Below are 22,941 nucleotides of genomic sequence, written 5' to 3' on the forward strand. Positions count from 1 at the left end.
CCCTGCGGTCGACAGAACGGGGTCTCAGCGGTGATCCGGCTACTCGCCGCGCTCTCGCAGCTCGCGACGCGTGAGCTGCGGCGCATGCGGGAGGCCGGATGCCGACGCCGACGGCGCTCCGGATGCCGCGGCTCCGGCGAGCGCGGGGCCGTCGGTCCCGTCCGGGGCGCCGTCTGCGGCATCCGTCGCGGCGGTACCGCCGCCCTTGCGAGCGTGGCGCCGTTCCTTCGCACCCTCGACGAGGTTGTACAGCGTCGGGAGCACGATCAGCGTGAGCACGGTCGACGACAGCAGGCCGCCGATCACCACGATCGCGAGAGGCTGCGAGATGAAGCCGCCGTGACCGGTGATGCCGAGCGCCATGGGGGTGAGCGCGAGGATCGTCGCGAGCGCGGTCATGAGGATCGGGCGCAGACGCTTCTCGCCACCCGCCATCACCGCCTCGGCGGTCGACAGCCCCTTCTCGCGATACTGGTTCACCAGATCGATGAGCACGATCGCGTTCGTCACCACGATGCCGATGAGCATCAGCACGCCGATGAGCGAGGCGACCCCGAGCGGCACGCCGGTGACGATCTGCAGCAGGATCGCACCGGTCGCCGCGAACGGCACCGAGACCAGCAGCAGCAGCGGCTGGCGCAGCGACTTGAAGGTCGCGACCATCACGACGTACACGATGAGGATCGCCGCGAGCATGGCGAGTCCGAGCTGCGAGAACGAGTCGGCCTGCTGCGAGGCGACGCCGCCGACCTCGGCGGAGGCGCCGTCGGGCAGATCGACCGCGGCGAGCGCGGCGGTCACCGACTGGGTCGCCACCGCGAGGTTGTCGGATGCCGGGGGCACGGTGATCGTCGACGTGCGGCGCCCCTGCTCGGTGGTGATCGAGGTGGGGCCGTTGCGCTCCTCCACGGTCGCCATGTCCTGCAGCTGCACGATGCCCGTCGGGGTGGGGATCGTGAGCTCGCGCAGGGCCTGGGCGGTCGTGGGCGGGGTCGCGTTCGCGAGGTACACGGTGAGCGAGGCGTCGTCGATCTCGACGGAGCCGAGCTGCTGCGGGCGCATCGTGTTCGACACGATCGCGCCGACGGCGACCTCCGATAGTCCGCGGGCCGCGGCGGCCTCGCGGTCGACGACCACGGCGAGGTAGGGCAGCGCGGCGGCGAGGTTGTCGGTGACCTGGCCGATCCCGTCGCGACCATCGAGCTCGTCGACCACGGCCGAGGTCGCGGCGTCGAGGTCGTCGCTGCTCGACGCGGTGACGGTGATCTCGATGTCGCTCGATCCGAGGCCGGCCGACGCCGCGACCGATACCTCTCCGACGTCGGTGAGCTTCTCGATCGCATCCTGCACGTCGGCGCGGAGCGTCTCCTGGTCGGCGTCGCTGTCGGTGAGCACCGAATAGGTGACGCCGGCGCCGCCCGAGAAGGCATCGCGCAGCGCCGAGCCGCTGGATCCGATCGACGCCTGCACGTGCTCGACGCCGTCGATGTCGAGCAGGGCGTCCTCGACGGCGATCGCCGCTTCGGACTTCGTCTCCAAGCTCGCGGTCGGACCGAGGTCCTGCGTCACCGTCATCGTGTTCTGGCCGGAGTCGCTGAGGAAGTTGACCTTCATCAGCGGGGCGGCGGCCAGCGTCGCGCCGAGCACGACGACCGCGAGGATCACGGTGATGCCGGAGTGCTTGAGCGTCCAGCCCAGGATCGGACGGTAGGCGCGCTGCAGCGGCGTCGGCGGAGCATCCGGGTGCTCGGGGTCGATCTGCACGCCGTTCTCGTCGAGCAGCGGCTTGCCCGGGCGCAGGAACCAGTACGCGAGCACGGGCACGATCGTGAGCGACACGAGCAGCGACGCGACCATTGCGATCGTGACCGTCATCGCGAACGGCCGGAACAGCTCGCCCACCATGTCGCCGACGAAGACGATCGGCAGGAACACGGCGACGGTCGTGATGGTCGACGACGTGACCGCCATCGCGACCTCGCGCACCGCGAGCCGGATGGCGTCGCCCTTGTCGGCATCGCCGACGTAGTGCCGCTTGATGTTCTCGATCACGACGATGGAGTCGTCGACCACGCGTCCGATCGCGATCGTCAGAGCGCCGAGGGTGAGGATGTTGAGCGAGTAGCCGAACGCCTGCAGACCGATGAAGGTGATCAGCACGCTGGTCGGGATCGAGATGGCCGTGACGAGCGTCGAGCGGATCGACAGCAGGAACACGAGGATGACGATCACCGCGAACGCGAGTCCGAGAAGCCCCTCGGTGGCGAGCGTCTCGATCGACTGCACGATGAACGGCGCCTGATCGAAGATGATCGTGAACTCGGCATCCGGCAGCGCCTCGCCGATCTCGTCGAGGGCGGCGATGATGCCCTGCGACACCTCGACCGTGTTCGCCGCGGGGAGCTTCGTGATCGAGATCGACAGGGCGTCCTCACCGTCGACCCGCGAGATCGACGACACCGGGTCGCTCTCCTGCACCACGGTCGCGACGTCGCCGATCGTCACGTCGGTGCCGACGATGGGCAGTGCCGCGATCTCCTCGACCGAGGTGATCTTCGCGCCCGTCTGCACGGTGAGCGTCTGACCGTTCTCGGTGATGTCTCCACCGGGGAACAGCGTGCCGTTCTGCTGCAGTGCGTCACTGATCGCCTGCGTGCTCTCGCCCCGAGCGGCGAGCGCCGCCACGTCGGGCGTGATGGTGATGCGCTGGCCGACGCCGCCGATGATCTGCGCCGCGTTGACGCCGTCGACGTCCTCCAGATCGGGGATCGCGACGTTCTCGAGCTGGGTCTGCGCGTCATCGGCGTTCTCGAAGCCCGTCACCGCGACCTGGATCACCGGGAAGTCGTCGATCGACACCGCCAGCACCTGCGGAGTGACGTCCTCGGGCAGCTGCGAGGAGATGCGGTTGATCGCCTGCTGCATCTTCTGCTCGGCCGTCGCGAGATCGGTGCCGTAGGCGAAGGTGGCCTGCACGATCGACGCGTTGGTGGTGCTCGTCGCGGTCGTCCCGTCGAGCCCGGGCACACCCTGGATCGCCGCCTCGATCGGCGTCGACACGTCGTTCTCGACCACCTCGGGCGAAGCGCCTGGGTAGGTCGTCATGACGACGAGGTTCGGCAGCTCGATCGAGGGGATGAGCTCCTGCTTGAGGTTGGTGAGAGCGAGTCCGCCGAACACCGCGGCGACGATCGTGATGAGGGCGATCAGCGCGCGGTTCTTCAGGCTCAGGACGGCGAGTTTCGACACGGATTCTCTCTCTGTCGGTCAGGCGGATGCTGCGGCGGTGGATGCGGGTGCGGACGCCGGTGCGGGACAGAGGATCCCGGCGAGGGCGTCTCGGATCAGCTCTTCGTCGAGCGGCTCGTCGTGGATCTGCGAATGCCAGAGTACGCCGTCGATGAAGACGGCTGCCGCCCTCGCGCGGTCGCGGCCGTGGACGGGTTCCATGAAGCCGACGATCTCGTCGGACCACTGACGCGCGAACGCCCGCACCCGGGGGTCGTGCACGGCGGCGGTGACGACCGCGCGATCGGTGTGCACGGCGTGGGCGTCGTCGAGCGCCTGACGGACCAGGCGGGCGATGCCGGCGGGGGTCACGCCTTCGGCGACGACGGCCTGCCTGGTCTCCTCGATGCGCCCCTGGATCTCGGCGGCGAGCGCCTCGAGGGCGGCTTCGCGCAGGTCGTCGAGGGTCGCGAAGTACTGCGTGGTGGCCCCGAGGGGCACGCCCGCCCGCGCAGCGACCTTGCGATGCGTGAGCGCGTCGACGCCGATCTCGACGATGAGCTCCGCGGCAGCGGTCACGATCTCGCGGCGGCGGGCCTCGGGGTCGCGACGGCGCCGGGTGACCTCGCTCATCAGACCTCCTGTACGGGCGTACATGTACGTCTGTACATTGTGCCCGTCGAAGCTGAGCGTTCGCCCGGCTCGAGCCCCTGGCATCCGCCCTCTCCAGTGCCGACGCCCCTGCCGGGCACCGACGCCCCCTCTGATTCGCGTCAACCAGACAGGGCGTCGGCGACGAGCAGGGGCGTCGGCGAAAGTGGCGCGGCCGGTCAGGCGGCGGAGACCTCCACCTGACCGCGCTCGAAGTACGCGACGAGGTCGGCATCCAGCTCCGGGACCTCGATCGCCGAGCCGTCACCGCGCAGCGACTCGGTCGCGAGGATGCCGGCGGCGACCGCCTCGCGGGCGGCGACCGGCGACGTCTCGGTCAGCCCGCCGTCGCGCACGAACCGCAGGAACTCCGCGACGAGCAGGGCGTCGGCACCCTCGTGTCCGGCGTCGACGACCTCCGGAACGATGAAGGTCTCATCCGCATCGGCGGCCCCGCGGTGCCGACGGTTCCACAGCCGGACCTCGCTGCCGGCGGTGTCACCGACGTTCTCGATGCGCCCCTCGGTGCCGATCACCGTGTAGTTGCGCCAGTAGTCGGGCGTGAAATGGCACTGCTGGTAGGAGGCGAGGATGCCGCCGGCGAGCCGCATGTTCACCATCGAGATGTCCTCGACGTCGACCACGGGGTTGAGTCCGGTGAGGGATGCGGGCGGCCAGTTGTCGACGCTGAACCAGTCCGGCATCCGCTCGCCTGGCCGCTCCCGGCGGTCGGTGATCGCGCCGTAGACGCTGAGCTCGCCCATCGCGGCGACCTGCTCGGTGTAAGCGCCGGCGAGCCAGTGGATGATGTCGATGTCGTGTGCGCCCTTCTGCAGCAGCAGCCCGGTGGTGCGGCGGCGGTCGGCGTGCCAGTCCTTGAAGTAGTAGTCACCGCCGTGTCCGACGAAGTGACGCACCCAGACGGCTTTGACGTCGCCGATTCGGCCGTCCTGGATCAGGCCGCGCATCAGGGTGATCACGGGCATGTGCCGCATGTTGTGGCCGATGTAGAGGCGGCTGCCGGTGCGGCGCGCGGTCTGCAGCATGGCGTCGGCGTCGGCGAGGTCGATCGCGAGCGGCTTCTCGCAGAACACCGCGACGCCCGCTTCGAGCGCGCGGATGCTGAGAGCGGCATGCGTGTCGTCCGGTGTCAGCACCATCACCGCCTCCACCCCCGAGGCGAGCAGTTCGTCGAGCGAGTCGGTGACGAGCGCGTCGGGCAGCAGGCGGCGGGCGTCGTCGCGCGCCCGTTCCGAGGGGTCGCAGACCGCGGTGATGCGCGAGCCGGCGCCGGGGCGGTGCACCTCCTCGCGGAGGGTGGCGCGCGCGCCGAAGCCGATGATTCCGATGGAGAGATCCACGATGGTCCTTCTGGGGTCGAGAGAGTGTGCGAGACGTCTGCGTCAGCGCGTACGGGATGCCGGAGCGTCGAGATCCGTCGACGCCCCGGGGAAGAGTGACCACGGGAACTCGTGGGCGAGGGTCGGAACGTCGTCGGGAGCGAGTGCGCGGTCGATGATGATGCGCGCCTGACTCGCGAAGAAGTCGGTCGGACCGACGGTGGTGAGCGTCGGGGCGACGCGCTGCGCGTCGGGGGTGTTGCCGATGCCGATCACCGCCACGTCGTGAGGCACCCGCAGACCCAGCATGTGCGCCGCGTTGATCGCCGCGATCGCGGCGAAGTCGGTCGTGGCGTAGATCGCCTCCGGGCGGTCCTCGCGAGACAGCAGCCCGACGGCGGCCTCGAACGCGCTCGACTGCGAGTCGCCGTACGTCGCCGTCCAGGCGGGGTCGACGTCGAGGTCTGCCGCGGCCATGCGCTCGAGGTAGGGCGTGTACCGAGTGATCTGCGTCGGCGCCAGCCGCACCGCGCTCTCCGCCGTGAGGGCGCCGATCCTCGTGTGTCGCTCCAGCAGATGGTCCATGGCGATCTCGCAGCCCGGGATCGCATCGGAGCGCACGACGTCGAAGCCGTCCGGGTCGAGCGGTCGTTCGGTGAACACCACGAGGCGCTGCCCCCGGCGCACGAGGTCGCCGAGCTTGCCCACGGCATCCTCGTCGAGCCCGATGCCGTCGAGGTAGGCCACGTCGCTCTCGACCCGGTCGAGCGCCGCGTGCCAGTCGCCGTCGGCGAGGATCAGCGTCGTCAGCCCGTGCTTGTTCGCCTCGACGTTGACGGCGTCGGCGACCGCGAGCGACCACGGGTCGCTGAGCATGTGCAGCGAGAGCTGCACCATGCCGGAGCGGCCGGTCCTGATCGCACGGGCGGCGCTGTTCGGACGGTAGTTCAGCTCGTCGGCAGCGGCCAGGACTTTCGCGGCCGTCGCCTCGGCGACACCGGCGCCCGACGCGGCGCCCGCTCGGCCCGAGAACACGTACGACACGGTCGCGGTCGACACGCCGGCCCGCTCGGCCACCATCCGCAACGTGGGTCGTCTCGGTGCGTGCGTTCTGCGCTCGGCCACGGGTCAGCCCTTCGATCCGCTGAACGCGATGCCCTGGATGAACTGCCTCTGCAGGATCATGAAGGTCACCAGCATGGGCAGCGTCGCGAGCAGCGCACCCGCCATGAGCACCGGGTAGTCGGTGCCGTGGATGCCGACGAGCTGCGACAACCCGACCGACAGCGGCATCCGGGCAGGGTCGGTCGTCACGATCAGCGGCCAGAGCAGATCGTTCCAGGACCACAGCACGGTGAACACCACAAGTGCGATGATGCCAGGCTTCGCGAGCGGAACCATGATCCGCCAGAAGGTCTGCCACGGATTCGCGCCGTCGATGCGGGCCGCCTCCTCGAGCTCTGCGGGCATCGACAGGAAGAACTGCCGCATGAGGAACGTGCCGAAGGCGCTGAAGATGCCGGGGACGATCAGGGCCTGCAGCGTGTTGAGCCACCCGAGCGACTGGATGATCTCGTACTGGGGCAGCAGGTAGAGCTGCGACGGCACCATGAGCACCGAGAGGAACACGACGAACAGCGCGTTGCGGCCGGGGAACGGGATGCGGGCGAACGCGTAGCCGGCCATGGTGCAGAGCACGACCTGACCGACCGTGCGGCCGACCGTGAGCAGCACCGAGTTCGCGAACATCTGCGCGAACGGCATCGAGTCGAACACCTCGGCGAAGTTCGTGAGCACCCACTCCCGCGGCAGCAGGCTCGGCGGCACCTGCACCGAGTCGGACAGCGTCTTGAACGACGTCAGCAGCTGCCAGACGAACGGGAACACCATCAGCACGGCGCCCACGATCAGCACGAGGTGCACGATCCACAGACCGCGGTTCTTCGGCGTCCCGGCCGCACGGCGGCGACGGGAGGCATCGGCGCCCACGATCGCGCGGGTGTCGAGGGAGAGGTCACTCATAGTGCACCCACTTCTTCTGCAGACGGAACTGCACGATCGTCAGCGCGAGGATGATGAGCAGCAGCAGGAAGGCGACGGCGGCCGCGTAGCCGCGATCGTTGTCGAGGAACCCCGCTTCGTAGAACAGATAGACGACCGTGCGGGTGTTCGGCATGGCGGGGTTGCTGCGACCGAGCATCATGTAGACGAGGTCGAACACCTGCAGTGCGCCGATCACGCTGATCACGCTGACGAAGAAGATCGACGGCGACAGCAGCGGGATCGTGATCGAGAAGAACTTGCGCACCGGGCCGGCGCCGTCGAGATCGGCCGCCTCCATGATCGTGTCGGGGATGCCCTGGAGACCGGCGAGGAAGATCACGATGTTCGTGCCGAGCCCCGCCCAGATGCCGACGACCGCGATCGCCACGAGCGCGGTGTTCGGGTCGGTCAGCCAGCTGCGCCCATCGATGCCGACGGTGCCGAGCGCGGCGTTGAGCACGCCGTAGTCGCCGTTGTAGATCATGCGCCAGACGAGCGCGATGGCCGCGGGCATCGTCACCACGGGGATGAAGTAGAGCGTGCGATAGGCGCTGCGCCCCGTGAGCCCGGTGGTGTTCAGCAGCGCCGCGATCGCGACCGCGAGCGGGATGCCGATGAGGGCGATCACCGTGTAGATCGCGGTGTTGCGCAACGCGCCGATCAGCTCGGGGTCCTGGAACAGGCGCGCGTAGTTCTCGAAGCCCACCCACTCCGAGCCGCCGAACGGCCCGGACTTCGTGAACGAGATGATGAGCGTCCGCACGGTCGGCCAGAGGTAGAACACGGCGATGCCGAGCGCGGTGGGGCCGAGGAACACGAGCGCCCACCAGGGCGAGGCGCCGGGGGTGCGCCGACGGCGGCGGATGCCGGGGCGCTGCGGCTCCGGCATCCGCTCGGCCGGCACGGCCTCGCGAGAGGCGACGACGGTCACGGGGTCACTCCTGCTCGGCGTCCAGAGCCGCCTGCATCTGCTCGGCGAGGTCCTTCAGCCCGGCCTCGGGCGCGACGGCCCCCGACCAGACCTGCGACAGCACCTCGCTCTCGATGCTCGTCCACGCAGACGTGTTCTTCGAGACGGGGTAGGGCACGGCGGTGTCGAGCGCGTCGATGTAGACCTGCAGGTCGAACTGCGGCTGCGCGTCGACCCAGGCCTGCTGCGTGTCGTGGAACGCGGGGATCACGGTGCCGGTCTCGGCCTGGATGGTCGCGGCCTGCTCGCCGCTCGCGAATGCGGCGAACGCCTTCGCCTCGGCGAGGTGCGGGCTCTTGGCGTTCGCGACGTTGCCGACGCCGTGGATCACGCTCTGATTGCCCGTCGGGCCCTCGGGCAGCGGCGCGACATCGACCTGGTCGGAGATGTCAGCGTTCTCGCCGTAGGCGATCGCAGCCCAGGAGCCGTTCTGGAACATCGCGACCTTGCCCGAGAGGAAGAGGTCCTCGGGGTTGGTGTCGGTCATCTGCTGGGCGGTCGGCGACGACCCCGCCTCGATGAGGTCGGTCCACAGCTCGATGCCCTCGAGCGCTTCGGGGGTGCCGTATCCCGACTCCGTGCCGTCGGCGGAGATGACCTCGCCGCCGGCCTGCGCGATCGAGTTGTAGTAGTTCTCCTGGCCGTACTGGCTCGCCGCGACGCCGTACTGTCCGGTCGCGGGATCGGTGAGGGCGGCCGCCGCAGCGGTGAAGTCGTCCCACGTCCAGCCCGCGGCGGGGTAGGCGACGCCGGCCGCGTCGAACAGCGCCTTGTTGTACCAGAGCGCGACGGTGTCGAAGTCCTTCGGAGCGCCGTAGAGCGTGCCGTCGAACGTGTAGAGGTCGATGAGCCCCTCGGGGTAGTCCGCGGCGTCCACCCCGGCGTCGTCGAGCGGCGCGAGCTGGCCGTTCGACGCGTACAGCTGGAAGTTCGGGCCGTTCATCCAGAACACGTCCGCCGCCGAGCCGCCGGTCGCCGCGGTCTGCAGCTTCGTGAAGTACTCCTTGTACGGCGTGACCTGGATGTCGATCGTTACGTTCGGGTTCTCCTTCTCGAACGCCGCGGCGATCTCCTCCATCGCGGGCTTCTGATTCTCGTCCCAGATCGCGTAGCTGAGGGTGATGTCACCTCCGGACGACTCGCCTCCTCCTGTTCCCGAGGAGCAGGCGGTGAGCGAGACGACGGCCGCCGTGGCGGCGGCGAGGGCGCCCAGGGCGCGGCGGGAAGTGCGGGGCATCGGTGTCTCCTTCGACAGGTGCAGGTCCTTGTTAAACGTTTAGCAGTTAAACGATTAGCACGAGAGTAGCCCGAGAGGGATCCGCCGCGCAAGAGGTCTCAGAGCTGCGCGCCGAGCAGCAGACCGGCCGCAGCGGCCGCGAGGCCGAGCACCAGCATCCCGAGAGCGTCGAAGACGGATGCCGCGCGCTCGCGGTCGCGCCAGAGAGCGACGGCGTCGAGCATCGCGGTGCTGAACGTCGTGTACCCGCCGAGGAGGCCGGCACCGACGAGGAAGGCCGCATCGGGCACCGCCGTCGTCACGACGCCGAGGGCGAACGAGCCGGTCACGTTCACCACGAGGATCCCCCACGGGAACCGTCGGCCCGCGATCGATCCGACGGCCACGTCGAGAAGGTACCGCAGCACCGCGCCCGCTCCCCCGGCGAGCGCCGCACCCACGAACAAGAGGGGGGTCATCGCGCCGGCTCCGGCCCAGACGAAGAGTCGAGCGGCCGCCCGACGCGCAGCCCCAGCGCGGCGGCGGCGAGTCCCAGCACGAGGCTGCCCGCCGCGTACACCGCGCCGAGCACGGGCTCGGCGGACCAGAGCTCGACCGTGCCGGTCGTGAAGGCGCTGTAGGTCGTGAAGCCGCCCAGCACCCCGGTGCCGAGCAGCACCCGCAGGTCGGTGGTCTGCGGCATCCGGGCAGCGAGGAGGCCGATGAGGAACGCGCCGACGACGTTGACGGCGAATGTCGCGAGCGGGAGGCCGCCGGCATCCGGCATCCAGAGGCCGAGCGCGAGCCGGCCGGCGGTGCCCACGGTGCCCCCGACGAACACGAGAAGCAGGCGGCGGGGAGTCACCCGGCAACTCTAGCCCCGGCGCCGATCCGGCCCCCGGGCGGACCGTCGCAGGGCGACAGGCGAATGTCAACCCGCTGGGCAGCCCGCGGGCTCGGGGCGAACACTGATGACATGAAGCCGCTGTGGAAGCTCGACCGCACCCCGCCCACAGGCACCCCCTTCGACCCCGGGGCTCGACACGACGTCATCATCGTCGGCGCGGGCCTCACCGGCCTCTCGACCGCCGTGATGCTGACGCGCGCGGGGCTCGACGTCGCGGTGCTGGAGTCCGGATCGGTGGGAGAACTCGCCTCCGGCGGCAACACCGGCAAGCTGTCGCTGCTGCAGGCGCAGCGACTCGCCGAGATCCGCCGCCACCACTCCGCGGAGTTGCTGCAGGCCTACGTCGACGGCAATCGCGCGGGCATGGACTGGCTCACCGGCTTCGCCGACCATGCCGGAGTGCCGTACGAGCGACGCATCGACCACACCTATGCGCAGACACCGGACGGAATGGAATCGGTGCGCGCGCAGCACGCCGCAGCGCAGGAGGCCGGACTCCCGACGCGCATGCTCACGCGCGGCGAGCTGAACGTCGACTTTCCCGCTGCGGGCGCTGTGGCGCTCGACGACCAGGTGACCATCGACCCGATGCAGGTGGCAGAGGCGCTCGCGACGGAGCTCCTGTCCGCGGGCGGAACGCTCCATACCGGAGTGCGCGTCACGGCGACCCACGCCCTCCCTGAGCCCCGCGTCGAGACGACCGTCGGGCCGATGTTCGCGCAGCACATCGTCATCGCGACCGGATATCCGATCCTCGACCGCGGTCTGTACTTCGCGAAGATGCGGGCTTTCCGGTCGTACTGCGTGTCGTTCCGGGTGCCCGGCGGCATCCCCGACTCCACCTTCATCTCGACCGACCAGCCGACGCGATCCATCCGACCCGTGTCCGCGTCCGACGGGCCGGGAGCCACGGCGCAGTTGGTCGTCGGCGGCAACGGCCACCCGGTCGGGCGCTCCGACGGCGAGCGCGCCGCGGTCGACGAGCTCGTCGAGTGGACGCAGAAGTTCTTCCCCGGCGCGGAGGAGACCCACCGCTGGTCGGCGCAGGACTACGAGTCGCACAACCAGATCCCGTTCGTGGGGGCGATGCCGCGGGGGCTCGGTCACATCCGCTTCGCGACCGGCTACGCGAAGTGGGGACTCTCGAACGCCCCGGCGGCCGCGCTGCGACTCACCACGGAGATCCTCGGAGCGAGCTGGCACGATCGTCCCGGCTGGATGGCCAAGATCGGCACCCGCCTGACGGTGCCGGCCGACCTCGCCCGCGGCGCCGTCGAGGGTGTCAAGGTCGCGGCTGCCGCCACCAAGGGCTGGGTGGATGCCGAGAAGACCCCCGTTCCCGTGCCGCAGCCCGCCGAGGGCGAGGGCGTCGTGGCGAACCGCGGCGGTCTTCCCGTCGGCATCTCGACGGTCGACGGCGTCACCAGAGCGGTCGACGCGGTGTGCCCGCACCTCGGCGGCGTGCTCGACTGGAACGACGCCGAGTGCACGTGGGACTGCCCGTTGCACGCCTCGCGCTTCGCGGCTGACGGCACCCGCATCGAGGGTCCTGCCCTGAGCGATCTGAAGAAGCTGCCCCGCACCGCGTCGGAGTGACCCGTCAGTCGCGGGCGGCGGCCTCCGCGGGCGGCGTGTCCCAGCCCTGCTGGGGCTCGTCGCAGGTCTCGCGGAACACATACTGCGACGCGAGCTTGCGCTGGTGGCTCGACCAGTCGATCGCCGGGCGGCGCTGATCGTGCGGCAGGTAGCCGAGGCGGTAGACGGCCATGAGCTCGAGGTCGTCGGGCACGTGCAGCAGGTCGATGATCTCCTCCCACTTGCCCGGGACCTCCATCGGGAACGAGATGAACTGGATTCCCATCCCGAGCTCGACCGTCGTGAGCCACACGTTCTCCATCGCAGCACCCATGCTGAACACGGAGTAGAACGACGACAGCTGCCCCGGCCGGTACTCGCTGCGATCGAGCATGACGCCCAGCAGCAGCGGCGAGCCGGCGACGAGCTTGTGGTTCTCCTCGCCGAGGGTCTTCGGCACGCCGAACGTGTTCATGAGCTTCTGCCCGCGCTTCGTGAACACCTGGCTCGTGAACGGGCGAAGGGCCGCGGGGAGCTTGTCGAACAGCATCCCGCTGCGCTTCTCATCCATCTCGGCCTGGCTGAAGCGGAAGTACGGCTTGTAGCGCTCGAAGAACGTGCCGTTCGACATCGCCTCCGTCATGCTCTCCCCTGAGATGCGCGCGATCTTGTCGATCGTGTCGCGGTTCTCGATCACGACGAAGCGCCACGGCTGGCTGTTCAACTGCGAGGGGGCGCGGCCCGCCGCCTCGAGCAGGATGCGCTGATGCTCCTCCGACACCGGGTCGGGCAGGAAGGGCCCGTTCGTGGTCTTGCGGCGGCGGATGACATCGAGCAGTTCCATGCGTTCACTTCCGGTGGGAGGGGATGCGCGAGCACACCAGGCCCGCGACGACGAAGGGGGCCGCGGCGAGCGCGACCAGGGGATGCCGGCGCGTGTGCGTGCCGAGATACGGGATCGCCGCGAGCGGCGCGATCGCGGGAGCGAGGGATGCCGCGGCACGGCGGCTCGCTGTCTTCGGGCTGGCCCAGAACGCGGCGCTGACGGCGGCGCCCGTCGTGATGCACGTCGCGATGTAGAGCGCGTGGTGGAGCCAGCGGAATCCCCGGGTGTCGATGACCCTCGCCGCGACGGCAGTGCCCAACGCGGCGTTCGCGGCGTACGCGATCGTGGCGGCCACGAACAGCGGGGCCGCGTTCGTGCGCTCGCGACGGTGGCCCATAGCTCGACACTACGCCCGGTCACCCTCCGCCGAGCCACCCCCTTGCGCGCGAAACACCCCTTTGGATACGCGCCTCACAGGGGTGGCTCGTGCACAAAGGGGTGTGTCGGCGGGTCTTACAGGTTCGCCTCGGCGTACACGCGGAGCGCGTCGCGGACGAACTCCGCGCCGTGCGTGCCGCCGGACGACGTCGCGTAGTTCGCGCCGAATCGCGGGTCGGCGACGTACATCTCGCCCAGACCGATCACGTACGCCTTGACGTCTCCGCCGGGTGCCGACGCCGGCGTGCCCGGAATGCCCGCGAGCCACTCGACGTGGCGGCTGGCGATGTCCTGCGCCTCATCGGACGCCGGGTCGACGCCGCTCTCGGCGGCGGCGATCCAGTCGCGCCCGAGATCGGAGACGCGCTGCTGCCAGTCGGCTCGCTCGGCATCCGTCATCCCGCGCCACCAGCGGTCGCCGTCGGCGTAGGCCTGGCGGCCCCAGCGCTGCTCGACCTCCTGCTTGTACTGCGTGTGGTCGAAGCCGTCGAACATGTTCTCTGCCATGAGTTCTTCACCTCCTCTCAATGCCGTGATGGTGCTCTCGACCGACGCGATCTGCCGCGCCAGCCTGTTCTGCTCCTCGCGCAGCAGCGCGAGGTGGGTCTCGAGGGCCGAGGCCTCCGTCGTGGTGCGCGAACCGGCGTCGAGCACCTCGGCGATCTGCGGCAGCCCCAGCCCCAGCTCCCGCAGCAGCAGGATCCGCTGCAGCCGCACGAGCGCGACCTCGTCGTAGTGGCGATAGCCGTTCTGCGCGATGCGGGTTGGTGCCAGCAGACCGATGTCGTCGTAGTGACGCAGGGTCCTGCTGGTCGTGCCCGCGAGCCGGGCTATCTCCTGGATGGACCAATCCCTGCCTGCCATCTCACGCTCCTCTCGTCTGGTCGTCGTGCGATGTCACGATAGAAGTTGACGCAACGTCAAGGTCAAGTTTCGAATCCTGGGGCGCGACGGGTGCGCTCCGTGTGGTTCCGACCGACATGCATGCCGAGAACACGGATGCAGGCCCGGTGGGGCGATCGGGGCCTGCAGCACGACCGACCGACCTGCATGTGGGCGCGCGTTCCAGAAAAGGCTTGACACGATCGAGATATATCGTGTTACTCTGTCGAACACGATATATCGTGATCCGTCTCAACACAGGAGAAGCAGACATGACCGAGAAGTGGCTCATCGCCCCGGGCGAGGAACGCGTCATCGACATCGAGAACGTCAGCCGGCTGAAGGTGGGCCTGGTCGGCGGGCAGGTCGACGTGATCGCCCACGACGAACCCGGCATCCGCATCGAGGTGCACGGTGTCACTACCAAGGACCTCCGCATCGAGTCCCACGACGGCGAGGTCGAGATCGATCACCCTCAGCTGGGCTGGGACAACTTCCTCGAGGTGTTCCGCAACTTCGGCTCGGGCGGCCCCAAGGCCGAGGTCAGCATCGCCGTGCCGCGCTCGATCGCCCTCACCCTCGGCGTCGTCAGCGCCGGTGCGCTCGTCTCCGGCATCCGCAACGACGCCCGCCTGAACACCGTGTCGGGCGACCTCATCGTCGACACGCTGATCGGCGACCTCACCGTGAACTCGGTGTCGGGCGATGTGCAGGTGCGCGGGCTGACCGGCTCGATCACGGCGAACAGCGTCTCGGGCGACGTCGCCGTCACCGGCACCGTGCGCAAGGCGACCGTCGACACCGTGTCGGGCTCCACGCTCGTCGACGCTGCCGGCGACGTCAACACCATCAACATCAACTCGGTCTCGGGCGGCACCACCGTGCGGCTCGACGAGTCCCTCGCCGCCAACTACGTCATCCGCTCGCTCAGCGGACGACTCCTCATCGACGGCGTCGATCGCGGCTCCTCCGGCATCAACAACTACACCGGCTCCACGGGCGAGCTCGCCGGACGATTCGTCGACCTGCGCGCGAACTCCGTCTCAGGCGGCGTGACGGTGCTGCGCCGCACCCCCGCATCGATCGAGAACGACGCCGAATGGGAGGAAGCATGAGTCCCGCCGTCTTCTCTCACGGAGACCTGCGCCTGTACCTGCTGTCGCTGCTGGCCGAATCCCCGCAGCACGGGTACGGCATCATCCAGGCCCTGACCGACCGCACCGGCGGCACCTATACGCCGAGCGCCGGCACGATCTACCCTCGACTCGCGAAGCTCGAGGAAGAGGGACTCGTCTCGAAGACCGTCGACGGCCGGACCACGATCTACGCGATCACGGATGCCGGACGCGCCGAGCTCTCATCGCGTAAGGGCGACCTCGCAGGGATCGAGGCGGGACTCACCGACTCGGTGCGGCTGATCGCCAACGAGGTGCGTCAGAGCGTCAAGGAGGCGATGAAGAGCCTGCGAGCCGACTTCGCCACCGCCGAGAAGGACGACCGCGCGGCATCCAAGTCCCGCCCACGCACCGCGGGTGACGACGAGCGCATCGTCAGCCGCGAGGAGCTCCACCGGGCGGACGCCGTGATCAACGCGTTCCGCGCCCGAGTCCGCACCGACCTGCGCACCCATGTGGCGAGGGGCGGCACGCTTCCGGCATCCGTCGTCTCAGAGCTCGAGGACGGATTGGATGCCGCAGCCCGCGGCATAACGACGGCCCTCGCCGCGCTGACTCGCTGACGAACTCGACGTCGACCCCCGCGGAATCCTTCCGCGGGGGTCGACGCTTGCGCTATTCCGTCCAGATCTCCGGCTGCGAGTCCGGCACCGGCTCTTCCAGCGGCACCACGAGCACCGACCGGTGCTGCCGGTGAGCCAGGCGCGCCGCGACGGATCCGGTGAAGAACTCCCTGATCGACTCTCCGATGCCGCGCTTGCGGGTGCCCACAACGATCAGCTGCGCGTCGAGCTTGTTCGCGAGCGCCTTGATCGCGAGCGCCGGATCGCCCACGAGCTGCCGGGCCGTCCAGGTCAGCCCCGTCCCTTCGAGCGCCTTCGCCGCTTCGGCTTGCACGGCCTCGAACTCCGCCGTGCCCGCGTCGAAGTTGATGTCGATCGGAGCGGAGTGCACGTAGCCGTCCGGATCCTCGTATGTCACGAAGCGCGTGACGTCGACGTGCACGACGACGAGCGGCACCCGCAGCAGTCGCGCGAAACGCGATGCCTCCTGGATCACGCGAGGACTCTGCCCCGGCTGGATGCCGACGATCACCGCCTTCTGCAGTGTCGCGTTCTGGACGGCCTCGTCCGAGGGAGAAGAGGTATTGTCGGTCATCGAGATCGCTCCCTTCGCCAGCCTTGCTATCAGGCAGTGCGGTCTACCCGCGTGCTATTCTGAATGCTACTCTTACCGGCCTCGAGCCGGTGTCGTGAATGCATCGGGCCCCAGCTAGCCCGCAGCTCAACTCGTGAGGGGGTCTCTGGCATGGGCCGTGGCCGTCAGAAGGCGAAGCACACCAAAATCGCCCGCGAACTGAAGTCATTCAGTCCGTCCGTCAACTACTCGGCACTCGAACGAGAGCTCGGTCACCCGAGCGACTCGGAAGACGAGTACGTCGACAAGTGGGCAGACGAGTACGCCGATGAAGACGAGGACGAACTAGAGAAGGCCTGACCGCCCTCTCGTCTCGTCGTACCCCCCGTGCACCGCACGGGGGTTTCGTCGTGTCCGGGTAGGGGTGCCGCAGCAAGCGCCCCCGAATGGGATGCCGCAGCATCCCCGGTCACCAGCGGCCGTAGCGGCGTTCCCAGTCCTCTTCGATCGTGCGCCGGCGTCCGGCCACGAGCCCGGCCGGGATCGCCGCGACGAGCACTCCGACGAGCAGCCAGAGCGGCACCTGCCATCCGCCGGTCGTCTCGTGAAGCAGGCCGATCAGCAGCGGGAAGGCCGCCGCGACGGCGTAGCCGATGCTCTGCGCGAAGCCGCTGAGCGCGACGGCGCTCTCGGGCGTGCGAGCGCGGATGCTGAGCAGCACCAGGCTCAGCGGGAACAGGATCGGTCCGAGGCCGAAGAGCACCACCCACAGCGGAAGCGCGACCGTCGGCGCGAACAACAGACCGGCGAGACCCGCCAGGCCTGCTGCGATCCCGACGAAGAACACGGGTCGCGTCGCGTGGAAGCGCACGATGAGCAGCGGCACGATCAGCGAGCAGGGCAGTCCCATGAGGCCGAAGAGCGAGAGCAGCAGGCCGGCATCCGCCGCGCTGACCCCGCCGACCTCGATGAGGATCGCGGGCAGCCACGCGAAGGAGACGTACGCGAGCGTCGACGAGGTGCCGAAGACGAGCGCGACGGCCCACGCCATGGGCAGCCGCCACAGCCGCCCGAACACACGCGGGTTGGGCGGACGCGTGACGATCGGGCCGGTCGACACCGATGCCGGATCGGGGTTCTCGAGCGCCTCGATCGACGGCTTCACGATCGGCGGCGCCAGCGCCGGCCCCTCGGTGCGGCTCGTCACGATCATCACGATCCACGGCACGAGCGCGATGCCTGCGAACACGCCCCACATGCCGAGCGAGACGCGCCAGCCGGCCGAGTCGGCGACCGGCACGGCGACCAGCGGCGGGACGAACGTCGACACCGCCATCGTCGTCGAGTAGACGGTCATCATGATGCCGAGGCGGTCGGGGAAGTACTTCTTCACGAGCGGGGGCAGCAGGACGTTACCCGACCCGACGCCGGCGAACACCACGACGGTGGCCCCGAGCAACGTCGTCGAATCGACGGAGAGTCCGCGCAGCAGAAGGCCCGCTGCGATGAGCGCGATGGCCACGACGGCGACGCGTTCGAGCCCGAAACGTCGCTCGACCAGTGGTGTGAGCAGACCGAACAGCGCGAAGCACACGGGTGGTGCAGCGCCGATGAGACCGGCGACCACCGACGACACCGGGAAGTCCTCGGCGACGTGGTCGATGACCGGCGACAAGGATGCCACGGCGGAGCGCAGCGAGAACGCGACCAGCACGATGCCGATCAGCGCGAGAGCACGCCCCCGCCACAGCGGCTGAGCGGCCGTCGTCACGAGGTCTGCGACCCCTCCACCCACGCGAGGTACTCGTCGGAGACGGTGCCGGTCACGTACCGGCCGTCGAAGCAGCTCATGTCGAGGTCGGAGAGCACCGACCCCTCCGTGATCGCGGCCTTGAGGTCGTCGACCTCCTGGTAGACCAGGTGATCGCAGCCCAGCTCCTCGGCGATCTCCGGGATCGTGCGGCCGTGCGCGATGAGCTCGTGGCGCGACGGCATGTTGATGCCGTAGACGTGCGGATGCCGCACCGGCGGCGCCGCGGAGGCGAAGGTCACCGACGTCGCCCCGGCATCCCGCGCCATCTGGATGATCTGCTTCGACGTCGTGCCGCGCACGATCGAATCGTCGATGAGCAGCACGTTCTTACCCTGGAACTCCGTCGACATGGCGTTCAGCTTCTGTCGCACGCTCTTCTTGCGCACCGCCTGGCCCGGCATTATGAAGGTGCGGCCGACGTAGCGGTTCTTGTAGAAGCCCTCGCGGTACTCGATCCCGAGCTTGCGGGCGACCTCCATGGCGGCGGGCCGCGCGGAGTCGGGGATCGGCATCACGACGTCGATCTTGTCCATGGGCACGTGCTTGGCGATCGTGTCGGCGAGACGCTCGCCCATACGCAGGCGCGACTCGTAGACGGAGATGCCGTTCATCACCGAGTCGGGCCGCGCGAGGTAGACGTACTCGAACGCGCACGGCGCGAGAGTCGCGTCGGTCGCGCACTGCTTGGTGTGCAGCTCGCCGTCGTTGGTGATGAACACGGCCTCGCCGGGCTCGACCTCGCGGACGACCTCGTAGTCGCCGTTCTCGAGCACCAGCGACTCGCTCGCCACGACCCACTCGTCCTTGCCCTCAGCGCCCTCCACGGTCGACGGACGACGGCCGAGGATGAGCGGACGGATGCCGAAGGGGTCGCGGAACGCGAGCAGACCGTATCCGGCGATCACCGCGATCACCGCGTACGCGCCTTCGATGCGCTCGTGCGTGCGGGCGACCGCCTCGAAGACGCGCTCCGGGTCGAGGTCGACGGTCGACGTGGTGTTCTGCAGCTCTCCCGCGAGCACGTTGAGCAGCAGCTCGGTGTCGCTGGAGGAGTTGAGGTGACGGCGATCGCGCTGCGCCATGTCGGCGGTGAGCTCACGCGTGTTGGTGAGGTTGCCGTTGTGGATGAGGATGATGCCGTAGGGCGCGTTCACGTAGAACGGCTGCATCTCCTCTTCGCTCGACGCGGTGCCCTTGGTCGCGTAGCGCACGTGTCCGAGGCCGACGTTGCCGAGCAGTCCTCGCATGTCGCGGGTGCGGAACGCCTCGCGCACCATGCCCTGCGCCTTCGCGTTGTGCATGACGCCGTTGGCCTCTGCCGTGGCGATGCCCGTCGCGTCCTGACCGCGGTGCTGCAGCAGGAGGAGAGCGTCGTAGATGTCCTGATTGACCGGGGCCGTCCCGACCATTCCGACGATGCCGCACATGGGTGGTTACTTCGCTCCGTCCGCGTAGGCGCCCACGAGGCGCACTGCTCCGCCGTCGACGCCCTTGGCGCCCTGCTCGAACTCCCCCGCCGGTCGGGCGCCGAAGCCGACCGTGCCGACCTGCCAGGCGGGCATGCCCTCTGCATCGAGCGCCGCGATCGCGGCATCCTTCTTGTCCGCGGCGACGACCGCGAGGAATCCGATCCCGAGGTTCCAGGTGCCCTCTGCGGACTCCAGCGTCGAGCCCGCGATGTCGCTGAGCACACGGAACACGGGACTCGGCGACCAGGTGCCGCGGTCGACCTCCGCCCAGCTGCCCTGAGGGAGCACACGGGCAAGATTGGCGGCGATTCCGCCGCCGGTGACGTGGCTGAGGGAGTGCACTCCGCCGTCGAGCGCCGCGATGAGACGCAGGAGAGGGAGGGTGTACAGGCGGGTCGGCTCGAGCAGGGCCTCGCCCCACGTCATACCGAAGTCGGCGGCGTTGTCGCCGTAGCCGATGCCGGCGTTCGTGACGATGTGACGCACGAGCGAGTAGCCGTTGGAGTGCAGCCCGCTGGAGGCGATCGCGAGCACGGCGTCGCCGTCCTGCACGCGCTCGGCGCCGAGGATCTCATCCGCCTCGACGACACCGGTCGCGGCCCCGGCGACGTCGTAGTCGCGCGGACCCAGGAGCCCAGGGTGCTCGGCCGTCTCGCCGCCGACCAGAGCGGTGCCGGTCGCGGAGCACGCCTCGGCGATGCCGCGGACGATGTCGGCGATGCGCTCGGGGAAGACCTTGCCGCAGGCGATGTAGTCGGTCATGAAGAGCGGCTTGGCTCCCATGACGACGATGTCGTCGACGACCATGCCCACGAGGTCCTGGCCGATCGTGTCGTGCTTGTCGATCGCCTGCGCGATCGCGACCTTCGTGCCGACGCCGTCGGTGCTTGTCGCGAGCAGCGGACGACGGAAGTCGCGCAGAGCGCTGGCGTCGAAGAGGCCGGCGAATCCGCCGACTCCACCGAGCACTTCGGGACCGTGCGTCGCACGAACCGACGACTTCATGAGTTCGACCGCGAGATCACCGGCAGCGGTGTCGACGCCGGCTTCGGAATAGGGGTTGGTGGGGGAGGCAGCCACCCGTCCAGACTACCGCCCGTCGGGGCACCGGTTCGCCGGTGCGAACGCTCGTGAGGGCGGCCCGCCCGCGACCGGCGGATCGAGCATGGACAGGAGCGCCGCCGCGGACGAGACTGGCATCCGATACTCCCGGAAGGAGCCCAGGTGGGAGCAGCGGAGGAGCAGGTCGACCCCGTGGAGATGGATGCCGTGATGTCGCCGACCCTGAGCGATGAGCAGTGGGAGCGGCTGGTCGCCGCCGGCACAGCCGAGGACGTCGCGGTCGGCGACTACGTCTTCCGCACCGGTGAGGCGGGGTACGACCTGATCGTCATCGAGTCAGGAGAGGTCGAGGTCGTCCGCGACGCGCTCCGCTGGGTCGGAGAGGTCGTCATCACGACCATGGGCCCGCGGACCTTCGCCGGAGAGCTCGGTCTGCTCAACGGACAGGGCGCATTCCTGTCCGCCCGGGTGACGAAGGCGGGCCGGGTGCATCGGGTGAACCGCGCGCAGCTCCGCACGCTCATGAACGAGGACGACGAGCTGTGCGACCTGATCCTGCACGCGCTGTGGGCGCGACGCGAGTCGCTGCGCACCGGCCCCGCGGCCATGACGCTGAAGTTCGTCGGCACGGGCTCGTCGAACGATTTCCTCGCGCTGCGCCGCTTCGCCGAGCGCCTCGACCTCGTGCACAAGGCGGTGGCGTTGCCACCCGGCGACCTCGGCTCACTCGACACCCACGAGATCACGGCCGACGATCTGCCGGTCGCCTACATCCAGGGCGAGCCGCTGCTGCGGGCGACCCCTGGCCTCGTCGCGGAGCATCTCGGACTGAGCTACCAGGCGCAGGCCGACGAGATCGTCGACCTCGTCGTGGTCGGCGGGGGCCCGGCCGGTCTCGCCGCCGCCATCTACGGCGCCTCGGAGGGGTTGAGCACCGTGCTGCTCGACGCCGTCGCCCCGGGCGGCCAGGCGGCGGCGACCTCGCGCATCGAGAACTTCCTCGGCTTCCCGTTCGGCGTGAGCGGCGGGGACCTCATCGGCCAGGCGATCCTGCAGGCGCTGAAGTTCGGCGTGCGGGTCTACGCACCGTGCGAGGCGACGGCGCTGACGCGGATCGCGCCCGACCTGCTCGACGTCGCCCTGTCGGACGGTCGCCTCATCCGGGCCCGCAGCGTGATCGTGACCTCGGGAGCCGCGTACCGCCGCCTCGACCTCGACCGCTGGCAGGACTTCGAGCGGTCGGGCGTGTACTACGCCGCGACCCCGCTCGAGCTGCGCCAGGTGCAGGGCAAGCCGGTCGTCGTCGTGGGCGGCGCGAACTCCGCGGGGCAGGCGGCCCTGTACCTCTCCGCGCACGGATCGCCCGTGCACCTGGTCGTCCGTGGCGATGACCTCGGCACCCGCATGTCGAGCTACCTCGCCGATCGGCTCGCCGACGACCCGCGGGTGCGCGTGCACACCTCGTCGAACGTCATCGGGCTCGACGGCGACGGCACGCTCGAATCGGTGCGCATCGACACCGTGGGAGACGTCGATGCCCGCGGCCTGTTCTGCTTCATCGGCGCGACACCGGCGACCTCCTGGCTGCCGACGCTCGATCGCGACCCCGAGGGATTCATCCGCACCGGCACCGACGTCGCCGTGCAGACCCTCGACCAGTGGCAGGGTCTGGGCCGTGAGCCGCTGCCGTTCGAGACGTCGGCGCCCCGCGTGTTCGCGGCGGGTGATGTGCGCCGCGGATCGATGAAGCGGGTCGCCGCCGCCGTCGGCGAGGGATCGAGCGCGGTGGCGTCCGTGCACCGCGCTCTGGCCTATTGAGACCGAGGATTCGCAAGGGAGAGAGATGAGCACAGACATCGACCTGAACGTCGCGCCGTCCGGCACGGGATGCGTGGAGTGCGACGAGCAGCAGGGCTTCTGGGTGCATCTGCGCCGCTGCGCGGCGTGCGGGCATGTGGGATGCTGCGACACGTCGCCCGGTCAGCACGCGACGGCGCACTTCCAGGAGACCGGCCACCCGCTCATCCAGAGCTTCGAGCCGGGCGAGGACTGGTTCTGGGACTACGCCGACGAGACGGTCCTCGACGGACCGGAGCTCGCGGCCCCGACCAGCAGGCCGCAGGATCAGCCCTCCCCCGGGCCGGCGGGACGGGTCCCCGCGAACTGGCGCGAGCTCATCCATACCTGACACGACGGATGCGGTGCGGGA

General features: G+C 69.5%; 22 protein-coding genes. 6 read left to right on the forward strand and 16 right to left on the reverse strand.

What is annotated here, in order from left to right; genetic code table 11:
• Positions 1–39 precede the first annotated feature (39 nt).
• From AUC47_RS16015 to AUC47_RS16055, 9 genes are all read right to left on the reverse strand, one after another.
• Entirely contained in the window at positions 40–3,249 is a 3,210-nt protein-coding gene (locus AUC47_RS16015; protein ID WP_096716189.1) for an efflux RND transporter permease subunit, read from the reverse strand.
• Positions 3,250–3,267: 18 nt separating this feature from the next.
• Positions 3,268–3,861 (reverse strand): TetR/AcrR family transcriptional regulator, encoded by a 594-nt coding sequence (locus tag AUC47_RS16020; protein WP_096716190.1) that lies wholly within the window; start codon positions 3,859–3,861, stop codon positions 3,268–3,270.
• 197 nt (positions 3,862–4,058) lie between these two features.
• Complete coding sequence (locus AUC47_RS16025) at positions 4,059–5,240, reverse strand: Gfo/Idh/MocA family protein (protein WP_179297658.1); 1,182 nt, start codon at positions 5,238–5,240, stop codon at positions 4,059–4,061.
• Between the two features lie 42 nt (positions 5,241–5,282).
• Positions 5,283–6,299 carry a LacI family DNA-binding transcriptional regulator gene (locus AUC47_RS16030; protein WP_096716192.1) on the reverse strand — a complete coding sequence of 339 codons (1,017 nt, stop codon included), beginning with the start codon at positions 6,297–6,299 and terminating at the stop codon, positions 5,283–5,285.
• A gap of 48 nt (positions 6,300–6,347) precedes the next feature.
• Positions 6,348–7,241, reverse strand: a complete 894-nt coding sequence (locus tag AUC47_RS16035) for a carbohydrate ABC transporter permease (protein ID WP_218838232.1) — start codon at positions 7,239–7,241, stop codon at positions 6,348–6,350.
• Positions 7,234–8,193 (reverse strand): carbohydrate ABC transporter permease, encoded by a 960-nt coding sequence (locus AUC47_RS16040; protein ID WP_096716193.1) that lies wholly within the window; start codon positions 8,191–8,193, stop codon positions 7,234–7,236. The genes AUC47_RS16035 and AUC47_RS16040 overlap by 8 nt, the downstream gene beginning before the upstream one ends.
• A 4-nt stretch (positions 8,194–8,197) precedes the next feature.
• A complete protein-coding gene (locus AUC47_RS16045; protein WP_096716194.1) occupies positions 8,198–9,469 on the reverse strand; it encodes an ABC transporter substrate-binding protein in 1,272 nt (423 codons plus the stop codon).
• Positions 9,470–9,567: 98 nt separating this feature from the next.
• The gene (locus tag AUC47_RS16050) at positions 9,568–9,927 is read right to left on the reverse strand and encodes a fluoride efflux transporter FluC (protein WP_096716195.1); all 360 of its coding nucleotides are present in this window, start codon (positions 9,925–9,927) and stop codon (positions 9,568–9,570) included.
• Positions 9,924–10,313: a fluoride efflux transporter FluC gene (locus tag AUC47_RS16055; protein ID WP_096716196.1), complete on the reverse strand. Its 390-nt coding sequence runs from the start codon at positions 10,311–10,313 to the stop codon at positions 9,924–9,926. Before AUC47_RS16055 ends, AUC47_RS16050 begins: the two co-directional genes overlap by 4 nt.
• A 111-nt stretch (positions 10,314–10,424) precedes the next feature.
• Between AUC47_RS16055 and AUC47_RS16060 the strand changes: the two genes are divergently transcribed.
• On the forward strand, positions 10,425–11,951 hold the full coding sequence (locus tag AUC47_RS16060; protein ID WP_096716197.1) for an FAD-dependent oxidoreductase: 1,527 nt from the start codon (positions 10,425–10,427) through the stop codon (positions 11,949–11,951).
• A gap of 4 nt (positions 11,952–11,955) precedes the next feature.
• Here AUC47_RS16060 and AUC47_RS16065 read toward each other — a convergent pair whose 3' ends face one another.
• The 3 genes from AUC47_RS16065 to AUC47_RS16075 all read right to left on the reverse strand — a co-directional run bounded on the left by AUC47_RS16065 (position 11,956) and on the right by AUC47_RS16075 (position 14,058).
• Positions 11,956–12,774: a nitroreductase family protein gene (locus tag AUC47_RS16065; protein ID WP_096716198.1), complete on the reverse strand. Its 819-nt coding sequence runs from the start codon at positions 12,772–12,774 to the stop codon at positions 11,956–11,958.
• Between the two features lie 4 nt (positions 12,775–12,778).
• Positions 12,779–13,153: a hypothetical protein gene (locus AUC47_RS16070; protein ID WP_096716199.1), complete on the reverse strand. Its 375-nt coding sequence runs from the start codon at positions 13,151–13,153 to the stop codon at positions 12,779–12,781.
• A 116-nt stretch (positions 13,154–13,269) separates the two neighbouring features.
• The gene (locus tag AUC47_RS16075; protein WP_096716200.1) at positions 13,270–14,058 is read right to left on the reverse strand and encodes a MerR family transcriptional regulator; all 789 of its coding nucleotides are present in this window, start codon (positions 14,056–14,058) and stop codon (positions 13,270–13,272) included.
• A 290-nt stretch (positions 14,059–14,348) separates the two neighbouring features.
• Here AUC47_RS16075 and AUC47_RS16080 point away from each other — a divergent pair, with 290 nt between their 5' ends.
• Positions 14,349–15,191 (forward strand): DUF4097 family beta strand repeat-containing protein, encoded by an 843-nt coding sequence (locus AUC47_RS16080; protein WP_096716201.1) that lies wholly within the window; start codon positions 14,349–14,351, stop codon positions 15,189–15,191.
• Complete coding sequence (locus AUC47_RS16085; RefSeq protein ID WP_096716202.1) at positions 15,188–15,814, forward strand: PadR family transcriptional regulator; 627 nt, start codon at positions 15,188–15,190, stop codon at positions 15,812–15,814. The genes AUC47_RS16080 and AUC47_RS16085 overlap by 4 nt, the downstream gene beginning before the upstream one ends.
• 52 nt (positions 15,815–15,866) lie before the next feature.
• On the opposite strand, the gene AUC47_RS16090 is transcribed toward AUC47_RS16085, so the two are convergent.
• Positions 15,867–16,409, reverse strand: coding sequence for a universal stress protein (locus tag AUC47_RS16090; protein ID WP_096716203.1), 543 nt, complete (start codon positions 16,407–16,409; stop codon positions 15,867–15,869).
• Positions 16,410–16,559: 150 nt separating this feature from the next.
• Between AUC47_RS16090 and AUC47_RS16095 the strand changes: the two genes are divergently transcribed.
• Complete coding sequence (locus AUC47_RS16095) at positions 16,560–16,748, forward strand: DUF3073 domain-containing protein (protein WP_096716204.1); 189 nt, start codon at positions 16,560–16,562, stop codon at positions 16,746–16,748.
• Positions 16,749–16,857: 109 nt separating this feature from the next.
• Here AUC47_RS16095 and AUC47_RS16100 read toward each other — a convergent pair whose 3' ends face one another.
• The 3 genes from AUC47_RS16100 to purM are packed head-to-tail and all read right to left on the reverse strand — an operon-like array spanning position 16,858 to position 20,750.
• The gene (locus AUC47_RS16100) at positions 16,858–18,159 is read right to left on the reverse strand and encodes an MFS transporter (RefSeq protein WP_096716230.1); all 1,302 of its coding nucleotides are present in this window, start codon (positions 18,157–18,159) and stop codon (positions 16,858–16,860) included.
• Entirely contained in the window at positions 18,156–19,628 is a 1,473-nt protein-coding gene (gene purF, locus AUC47_RS16105; protein ID WP_096716205.1) for an amidophosphoribosyltransferase, read from the reverse strand. Before purF ends, AUC47_RS16100 begins: the two co-directional genes overlap by 4 nt.
• A gap of 6 nt (positions 19,629–19,634) precedes the next feature.
• Positions 19,635–20,750 (reverse strand): phosphoribosylformylglycinamidine cyclo-ligase, encoded by a 1,116-nt coding sequence (gene purM, locus AUC47_RS16110; RefSeq protein ID WP_096716206.1) that lies wholly within the window; start codon positions 20,748–20,750, stop codon positions 19,635–19,637.
• 144 nt (positions 20,751–20,894) lie between these two features.
• Here purM and AUC47_RS16115 point away from each other — a divergent pair, with 144 nt between their 5' ends.
• Positions 20,895–22,550: an FAD-dependent oxidoreductase gene (locus AUC47_RS16115; protein WP_256999642.1), complete on the forward strand. Its 1,656-nt coding sequence runs from the start codon at positions 20,895–20,897 to the stop codon at positions 22,548–22,550.
• 25 nt (positions 22,551–22,575) lie between these two features.
• Positions 22,576–22,920 carry a UBP-type zinc finger domain-containing protein gene (locus AUC47_RS16120; RefSeq protein ID WP_096716207.1) on the forward strand — a complete coding sequence of 115 codons (345 nt, stop codon included), beginning with the start codon at positions 22,576–22,578 and terminating at the stop codon, positions 22,918–22,920.
• Positions 22,921–22,941 lie beyond the last annotated feature (21 nt).

The organism is Microbacterium sp. SZ1 (assembly GCF_002362255.1).
Classification (GTDB): Bacteria; Actinomycetota; Actinomycetes; order Actinomycetales; family Microbacteriaceae; genus Microbacterium.